An 8244-nucleotide genomic window follows, 5' to 3' on the forward strand; every position below is an offset into this window, starting at 1 on the left:
GGCGGCCTTCGTCGCGTGCGCGCCCGCTCAGCGCCAGTGCGCGCGCTCGTACTGCGGGGGCCAGGCGATCTCCGCACCGAGCTCGTGGGCGGCGCGGAGGGCGAAGTGCGGGTCACGCAACCACTCCCGACCCGCGAAAATCACGTCCGCCGCGCCGTCGGCGAGCACCTGCTCCGCCTGGGCCGACGCGGTGATGAGCCCGACCGCGGACACCGGGATGCGGCCCCCCTGGCGCACCGTCTCGGCGAGCGGCACCTGATATCCGGGGAATACGTCGATGCTCTGATGCGCGACGAGGCCGCCGCTGGAGACGTCGATCAGGTCGGCCCCGTGCTGTGCCGCCCAGTCGCCGACGATCGTCGCCTCCTCCGGGGTGAAGCCGCCGTCCGCGTGATCGGTGGCCGAGATGCGCACGAGCAGCGGCACCTCGGCGCCGGCGGTGGCACGAACGGCGTCCACCACGCGGAGCAGCAGCCGTGCGCGATTCTCGAGCGATCCGCCGTACTCGTCGTCGCGCAGGTTCGACAGCGGCGACAGGAACTGGTGCAGGAGGTAGCCGTGCGCCCCGTGGATCTCGATGACGTCGAAGCCGGCGTCGAGCGCGCGGCGCGTGGCGGACGCGAACCCCTCGACCACGCGGTCGATGCCCGCCAGGTCGAGGGCCACCGGTTCCGCGAAGCCGTCGAACGCCACGGCCGAGGGCGCGGTGGTCGTCCAGCCGCCGTCCTCCTGCGGGACGGAGCCGCGCTGGGGAGCCCAGGGCCACCAGGTCGAGGCCTTCCGACCCGCGTGCGCGAGCTGGATGCCGGCGTGCGCTCCGCGGTCGTGGATGGCCTGGACGATCGGCGCGAGTGCGTCGCGCTGCTCGTCGTTCCAGAGGCCGACGTCGCGAGGGGAGATCCGGCCCTCGGGGACGACCGAGGTGGCCTCGGCGACGATCAGCCCGGCGCCGCCCGAGGCGAACTGGGCGAGGTGGGCGTGGTGCCACTCCTGAACGACGCCGTCGACGGCGCTGTACATGCACATGGGCGAGACCCAGAGGCGATTGCGGAAGATGACGGATCGGATGCTCAGAGGGGAGAAGAGAAGACTCACCGTTCGACGCTACCCCCGCGGGCGTGCGCCTCGGGCCGCCGCACTAACGTGGAGTCATGATCGAGGTGCGGGAGTGGTCACGCAGCGATACGGCACGCCTGTTCCGTGCGCCCACGGCGGAGGACGACAAGTACGCGCGCGGGGTCGTGGCGCTGCGTACCGGATCTCCCGCCTACCCCGGCGCCGCGGTGCTCGGAGTCGAGGCGGCCTGGCGGGCCGGGGCGGGGTTCGTGCGGTACGTGGGCGCGGAACGGGTGTCGGACGCCGTGCTGGCTCGGCGACCCGAGACCGTCGAGGGAGCGGACATCGGCAGTTCGCGCGTCGGAGCCTGGGTGATCGGCTCCGGGACGGATCCGATGCACCGCACGGACGCGGAGAGCGTCGCGCTCCGCGAGATCCTCGCCGGCACGGCCCCCGTCGTCATCGATGCGGGTGCCCTGGACCTCGCGCCGGGAGCGCGGGCGCCGTTCCTCGTCACCCCGCACGCACGGGAGTTCGCCCGGTTGCAGGAGCGCCTCCGCGTGCAGCCCCACGACGACGAAGACGACGATCGGGCGGATGCGGCACGACAGGTGGCCGCGAAGATCGGCGGCACCGTGCTGCTCAAGGGGGCACGGACGCTGGTCGCCGACCCCGACGGAGCCGTCATCGCCGTCGAAGCGGGAACGGGGTGGCTGGCGACGGCCGGTACCGGAGACGTGCTCGCGGGCGTACTCGGGGCGGTCATGGCCGCGAACCCCGGAGCGGCGCTCGCCGAGGTCGCCGCTGCCGGGGCCTGGCTGCATGGTCATGCCGCGCGCATCGCGGCCGGCACGCTCGCCGGCGGCCCGGGTCACCCGATCGTCGCGATGGACGTGGCCGAGGCGCTCCCGCACGCGATCCAGGACGTCCTGGCGTGAGCCGCGACTCGACGATGAGGGTGCTCGTCCTGTGGGGCGCATTCCTCCTCGTCCACCTGCTCACCGCTCTCCTCGGGTGGGTGTATCCGAGCCAGCCCATGGGTGATGTCGTGCTCGTGTACGAGCCGTGGGCGTCGGCGGCTCTCGGGGGCGGACCGATCGTCGGCATCACCGAGACCTGGGTCTACCCCCAGCTCGCGCTGGTGCCCCTGCTGCTCGCCGCCGGACTCGCCGCGCCTCTGGTTCCCGTGCTCGGCGTCTCGAGCGCCTACCTCGTCGGCTGGGCCGTGCTGGTCATCGTCCTCGATGCGATCGCCTTCGGTGTACTCATCGGGCGATCGCCCTCGCACGCGCGGCGGGTCGCCGCCTGGTTCTGGTGTGGGGCCGTCTTGCTACTCGGTCCGATCGCGCTGTACCGGATCGACGCGATCACCGTGCCCCTCGCCGTGATGGGTGGACTCTGGCTCGTCGCGCGACCGATGATCGCCGCCGCCCTGTTGACGGCCGGCGCCTGGATCAAGATCTGGCCCGGCGCCCTCGTCGTGGCTGCGGTCGTCGCGGTCCGCGCGCGGTGGCGCGTGCTGCTCGCCGCGATCATCGTCACGGGCGGCGTCGTGTTGCTGCTGGTGCTGTTCGGCGCCGACACGGAGATCCTCGGGTTCCTGACCGAGCAGACCGGGCGCGGGCTGCAGATCGAGGCGGTGGCGGCGACGCCGTTCCTCTGGCTCGCTGTCGCGGGTGCGGCACGCATCGAGTACAGCTTCGAGATCCTCACCTTTCAGGTGACGGCGCCGGGAGTGGATGCCGTCGCCGCGGCCCTCACCCCGCTGATGATGATCTGCGTGCTGGTGGTCGCGGCGATCGGCGCGGTGAAGGCGATCCGTGGTGCCGCCTTCCCCCGGCTGTTCCCTCCGCTCGCCCTCACGCTCGTGACACTGCTCATCGTCACCAACAAGGTCGGCTCTCCCCAATTCCAGACCTGGCTCATCGCGCCGGTGATCCTGTGGATCGTGCTCGATCGCGCCAGAGCGCGCACACCCGCGGTCATCGTGCTCGCGCTCTGTCTGCTCACCTGTCTCGTGTATCCGCTCGGCTACGACGCCCTGCTGCGCGCCGAGGCGCTTCCCGTCGCGGTGCTCACCGTGCGGAACCTCCTTCTCATCGTCCTGCTCGTCCTCGGCATCCGCGCTCTCCTGCGCGTGCCCGTCCGTCATCCGAAACTCCAGGAGTGAACCCATGCTGATCGCCTTCTCCGTCGCCCCGAGCGGCACACCCGCCGAAGGAACCGAGCGAACCGATGCCTCCGTGCACGACGCGGTGGCCGCGGCTGTGCGCGTGGTGCGCGAGTCGGGGCTGCCGCATCGCACGACGAGCATGTTCACCGAGATCGAGGGTCCCGACTGGGACACGGTGATGGACGTCGTCAAGCGTGCCACCGAGGCGGTCATGCCGTTCGGCTCGCGGGTGTCGCTCGTGCTCAAGGCCGACATCCGCCCCGGGTACTCGGGCGAGCTCGACGCGAAGATCGAGCGCCTCGAGGCGGCGATCGAGGAGTCGGATGACTGATCGGCGCGCTCCTGTCGAGGTCCGGACACGTCCGGCTGTCGACGATGACGCCGAGTGGATCGCCGAGCTGCGGGCGATCGTGCTCCGGTCTGATCTGACGCGGCTCGGTCGCTATGACGATGCGCGGGTGCGGCAGCGATTCCGGGACGCGTTCGCGCCGGAGGAGACCCGCGTCATCATCGTGGACGGAGAGGAGGTCGGCTCCGTCGCGCTCCGTGACGAAGGCGGGTCGCGCTGGCTGGAGCACTTCTACATCGCTCCTTCGCACCAGGGGGCCGGCATCGGAGGTCGCATCCTGACGATGCTCCTGGACGATGACGTGCCCCATCGTCTCAACGTGCTCCAGGGCAGTCCTGCCCGGGCGCTGTATGAACGCCACGGCTTCGTCCTCGAGAGGCAGGACGAGGTCGACGTCTTCATGTTGCGTGAGCGGACGAGCACGGACGGCGTGGCGTCGGACGGCCGCTAGGCTGTACCGGTGAATCCCTCGACTGAATCGAGGGGTGCGGCGAAGTGGGCGCTCCTCTCTCTCGCCATCGGCAGCTTCGGCATCGGCATGACCGAGTTCGTGGTCATGGGTCTGCTGCCCAACATCGCCGCCGACCTGCTGCCCTCGCTCTGGGCCACCAGCCAGGAAGACGCGCTGAGCCAGGCCGGTTGGCTGATCTCGCTGTACGCGCTGGGCGTGGTGGTCGGTGCGCCGACCATCGCCGGCTTCGTCGCGCGCTTCCCGAGGCACCGGGTAGTGATCGTGCTGGCCCTCGCCCTGACGGTCTTCAACGCGCTCACCGTGGTTCTGCCCACGTTCGAACTCGTCGCCGCCTCCCGGTTCCTGGCAGGGCTCCCGCATGGCGCGTACTTCGGCATCGGCGCCCTGGTCGCGGCCGACGTCATGGGTCCGGGGAACCGCGCCAAGGGTGTGGCGTTCATCCTCACTGGCCTCACGGTCGCCAACGTGGTCGGCGTGCCGCTCGGCACGTTCCTCGGACAGCAGTGGGGGTGGCGCGCGGCGTTCGCCGTCGTCGCGCTCGTGTTCGCGTTGGCGACGGTCTTCATCGCGGTGTTCGTGCCGCAGCACCCCGGTGATCCCGGACGCACGATGCGTCAGGAGCTGCGGGTCTTCCGCATCCCGCAGGTGTGGTTCACGCTCGGCATCGGTGCGATCGGTTTCGGTGGTTTCTTCGCCGTCTACAGCTACATCGCGCCTCTCGTGACCGAGGTCGCCGGGTCGCCGGACTGGGCGGTGCCGATCGTCCTGGTGCTGATGGGGCTCGGCATGACCGCGGGAAACCTCGTCGGCGGCCACCTCGCAGACATCGACCTGCGCCGCACGCTGCTGTTCGGGCTCGCCGCCCTCGTCGTCGTTCTCGGCCTGCTCGCGGTCCTGGCCTTCTGGATCGTGACGCTCGGGCTGCTGGTCTTCGTGGTCGGCTTCGTGTCGTCGGTGCTGAGCCCGACGATCCAGACGCGACTGATGGATGTGGCTGAAGACAACCAGTCGATCGCGGCGGCGATGAACCACTCGGCCCTCAACATCGGGAACAGCCTGGGCGCTTTCCTCGGTGGCCTCGTGATCGCGGCAGGTTGGGGCTTCACGGCTCCCGCATGGACCGGTGCCGCGCTCGCCGTGGCGGGATTGCTGATCGCCCTGCTGTCCTACCGCGTGGACGCGCGTCGTCCCGCGGCCAGGGAACGCGTCGCGTCGTAGAGTGACGGGGTGATCGCGCCCGATTCCTCTCTCCCCGTCGCCGGCACGGTCGTGCTGCTGCGCGCAGCCGATCTCGGCTTCGAAGTGCTGCTGATGCGGCGTCCCGATCGCGGATCATTCGCGGGTGCGTGGGTCTTTCCCGGTGGCAAGGTCGAGCCGGCCGACCTCCGAGACGGTGACGAGGAGGTCGAGGACGCGCGTCGTGCCGCGATCCGGGAGACCTTCGAAGAGGTCGGGGTCGTCGTCGAGGAACTGGTGGCGTTCTCCGAATGGCATCCGCCGGTCGAGGCACCCACGCGCATCCGTACCTGGTTCTTCCTCGCCGCGGCGCCGTCCACCGATCCTTCACCGTCCGAAGACGAGGTGGCCGAGATCGCCTGGGTACATCCCGCCGAGGCTCTCGCGCGGCACGGTGCCGGGGCGTGGATGCTGTATCCGCCGACCTGGATCACGCTGCATCAGCTGTCGGCGTTCACCGAGGCAGCATCCGCCTTGTCTTCCGGCGGTGCCGTGCAGCTGTTCCAGACCCGTGTTCTCGGTTCGGGCGCCGCGCAGGCGTTCGTGTGGGAGCAGGGGCGTCTCGAGGCGGGCGAGCTGCCGTGGCGGTTCCTCCCCGGGTGAGCGACGCGGATCAGCTCTCGAGCAGCCGCCGCAGGTTCGCGCCGACGATCTCGGTCTCGATGAGGAAGCCGTCGTGCCCGAAGTCGCTGGAGACCACCACGGCCTCCCCGTCGATCACGTTCGGGATGCTGCGGGCGATGCGCTGCTGTCCGTCGACGGGGAACAGCCGGTCGCTGTCGATGCCGAGGACGAGTGCGGTGGCGGTGACCGCGTGCAGCGCCTCTTCGGCACCGCCGCGCCCGCGGCCGACGTCGTGCGAGTTCATGGCCTCGACGAGCGTGATGTAGCTGTTCGCGTCGAAGCGACGGGTGAACTTGTTGCCGTGGAAATCGAGGTACGACTCCACGGCGAAGCGCCCGCCGTGACCGAGAGGTGAGACATCCGACTGCCACGACCGCTGGAAGCGTTGGTTCAACTCGATCGGGCTGCGGTAGTTCAGCAGAGCCATCCGGCGTGCCAGCGCGAGTCCGCGGTGCGGGCCGTCGCCGTCTCCGAGGTCGTAGTACTCGCCGCCCTGGAACCGCGGGTCCATCCGGATGGTCTCGAGCTGCACGGTGTTCAGCGCGATCTGGTCGGCCGTCGTCACCGGGGGAGAGGAGAGCACGGCCAGCCGCTGCACGCGCTCGGGATGCGTCACCGCCCACTCCAGGGCATGCATACCGCCCATGGATCCGCCGATGACCGCGGCCCAGCTGTCGATGCCCAGCGCATCGGCGAGCCGCACCTGCGCCGCCACCTGGTCGCGGATCGTCAGGTAGGGGAAGCGTGATGCCCATTCGTAGCCGTCGGGGGCGACGCTCGCCGGCCCGGTCGACCCCTGGCAGCCGCCCAGCATGTTCGGAGCGATCACGAACCAGCGGTCGGTGTCGAGCGGTGCACCGGGGCCGGTGATGTCCTCCCACCACCCCACGGTCGGATGGCCGGAGCCGGCGGGGCCCCGCACATGGCTGTCGCCCGTGAGCGCATGCAGCACGAGGATCGCGTTGTCGCGAGCGGCATTCAATTCGCCCCACGACTCGTACGCGATGCGGATTCCCGGCAGTTCCCGGCCGCTCTCGGTCGAGAAGGCGCCGAACGCCGCGAAACGCCTACCGCCGACCGGGTCGCCGTCGCGCCACGCGCCCGTCGCCGGTGGGCGGGCACGGAGCAGCCGGACGTCGGCCTCCGTCACGGGCGCCGACGGCACCGTGTCCTCGGAGGTCGTCTGCCAGTCCATGCTTCCATTGTCGCGTGGTCCAGGACCCACCGGTGGCAGGTTACGACCCGGTGTCGTGTCGCCGTGCGCGCGACGGCTCGGACGAAGAGGCGTGCGACTCAGCGCACGCGCGTCATCGTGGCGAGGTGGTCGCTGTTCCCGGCACGTCGGGTGCTTGAGGCGACGACATCGAGTCCGCGGACGAACACCTGGTCGATCCGGACGAGCGGGAAGGCGGCGGGCCAGGTGAACCCGAGGGTGCCGTCGGTCGGCCGTGCCCAGTCCGCTTCCGCTCGCAGCGCAGCCAGGCTCGGGTCCGTCGACGGTGCGTTGAAGTCACCGACGACAACGAGTGCCGTGGCCTCGTCGGAGGCGACCTGCTCGGCGATGCCGTGCAGCATCGTGTCGCGGTCCTGCTGCTGCCCGGGGCGCACGGAGGCGGCGTGCAGCACGTAGACGGCGACCGGGCCCGCGGGACTCTGTACCTCGACGCGGAGCGCGCGCTTCCAGCTGAGCCCGAGAGTGAGCGGTTCGGCACTCGCCAGGGGGTATCGACTCCACAGCGCCACCGTGCCGACCGTGTAGGAGTGCGGGTACGCGTCGGCGAGCACCTCGCTCGCGGCGGAGAGGCTGTCGCCGTCGAGTTCGGTGAGGGCGATCACATCCGCCTCGCTCTGCGCGAGTTCTGCGGCGGAGGCGGCAGCACTGCCGGAGTGCGCGCGCACGTTCTGGCTGGCGATCGTGAGCTCGCTCTCCGCACTGGCTGATGCCGGGAGGCCGGGGAACGCCGGGGCCATCGCGAGGAACCAGAGGAGCGTGGGCACCAGGAGGAGGACGATCACGCGCCGGGCGAGGAAGAACGCGATGACGACGAGTGCGAGCAGGACGAGACCGAGCCAGGGGAGGACGGCGGCGACGGCGGTGCCGACTACACCGGGAATCCCGCCGGACACGAGCAGGATCAGCACGGCGATGCCGGCGATCGCGAGACGGCGGGCATGGCGCGTCGTGGTGCTTCGGGCGAGCGGTGGTCGGTGTTCGACGTCGATCATGCTCTCCTCACAGCGGGGATCCCATTCTCGACGGAGCCGCCTGTGGGTCGGCCGGGTGGTGCCCGCACCCGCGAACACGAGGATGCCCCGGACCGCGTGGTCCGAGGC

9 protein-coding genes are annotated in these 8244 nt (G+C 70.6%); 6 read left to right on the forward strand and 3 right to left on the reverse strand.

What is annotated here, in order from left to right; genetic code table 11:
- Positions 1-27 precede the first annotated feature (27 nt).
- Positions 28-1095: an NADH:flavin oxidoreductase/NADH oxidase gene (locus tag ACNPM4_RS11575; protein WP_448985800.1), complete on the reverse strand. Its 1068-nt coding sequence runs from the start codon at positions 1093-1095 to the stop codon at positions 28-30.
- A gap of 56 nt (positions 1096-1151) precedes the next feature.
- Here ACNPM4_RS11575 and ACNPM4_RS11580 point away from each other — a divergent pair, with 56 nt between their 5' ends.
- Genes ACNPM4_RS11580 through ACNPM4_RS11605 form a run of 6 tightly spaced genes read left to right on the forward strand, consistent with a single transcriptional unit; the run spans position 1152 to position 5889 of the window.
- Positions 1152-1994 (forward strand): ADP-dependent NAD(P)H-hydrate dehydratase, encoded by an 843-nt coding sequence (locus ACNPM4_RS11580; protein WP_448985801.1) that lies wholly within the window; start codon positions 1152-1154, stop codon positions 1992-1994.
- Complete coding sequence (locus ACNPM4_RS11585; protein ID WP_448985802.1) at positions 1991-3226, forward strand: hypothetical protein; 1236 nt, start codon at positions 1991-1993, stop codon at positions 3224-3226. The genes ACNPM4_RS11580 and ACNPM4_RS11585 overlap by 4 nt, the downstream gene beginning before the upstream one ends.
- Before the next feature lie 4 nt (positions 3227-3230).
- A complete protein-coding gene (locus ACNPM4_RS11590; protein ID WP_091033868.1) occupies positions 3231-3560 on the forward strand; it encodes a thiamine-binding protein in 330 nt (109 codons plus the stop codon).
- On the forward strand, positions 3553-4029 hold the full coding sequence (locus ACNPM4_RS11595) for a GNAT family N-acetyltransferase (RefSeq protein ID WP_448985803.1): 477 nt from the start codon (positions 3553-3555) through the stop codon (positions 4027-4029). Before ACNPM4_RS11590 ends, ACNPM4_RS11595 begins: the two co-directional genes overlap by 8 nt.
- A 9-nt stretch (positions 4030-4038) precedes the next feature.
- A complete protein-coding gene (locus tag ACNPM4_RS11600) occupies positions 4039-5268 on the forward strand; it encodes an MFS transporter (RefSeq protein ID WP_448985804.1) in 1230 nt (409 codons plus the stop codon).
- Positions 5269-5277: 9 nt separating this feature from the next.
- Complete coding sequence (locus ACNPM4_RS11605) at positions 5278-5889, forward strand: NUDIX domain-containing protein (RefSeq protein ID WP_448985805.1); 612 nt, start codon at positions 5278-5280, stop codon at positions 5887-5889.
- 10 nt (positions 5890-5899) lie between these two features.
- On the opposite strand, the gene metX is transcribed toward ACNPM4_RS11605, so the two are convergent.
- Positions 5900-7105 carry a homoserine O-acetyltransferase MetX gene (gene metX / locus ACNPM4_RS11610; RefSeq protein ID WP_448985806.1) on the reverse strand — a complete coding sequence of 402 codons (1206 nt, stop codon included), beginning with the start codon at positions 7103-7105 and terminating at the stop codon, positions 5900-5902.
- A 98-nt stretch (positions 7106-7203) separates the two neighbouring features.
- Positions 7204-8244 (reverse strand): endonuclease/exonuclease/phosphatase family protein (locus ACNPM4_RS11615; protein WP_448985807.1); only part of this gene is annotated, 1041 nt, incomplete at its 5' end.

The organism is Microbacterium umsixpiens (assembly GCF_053543675.1).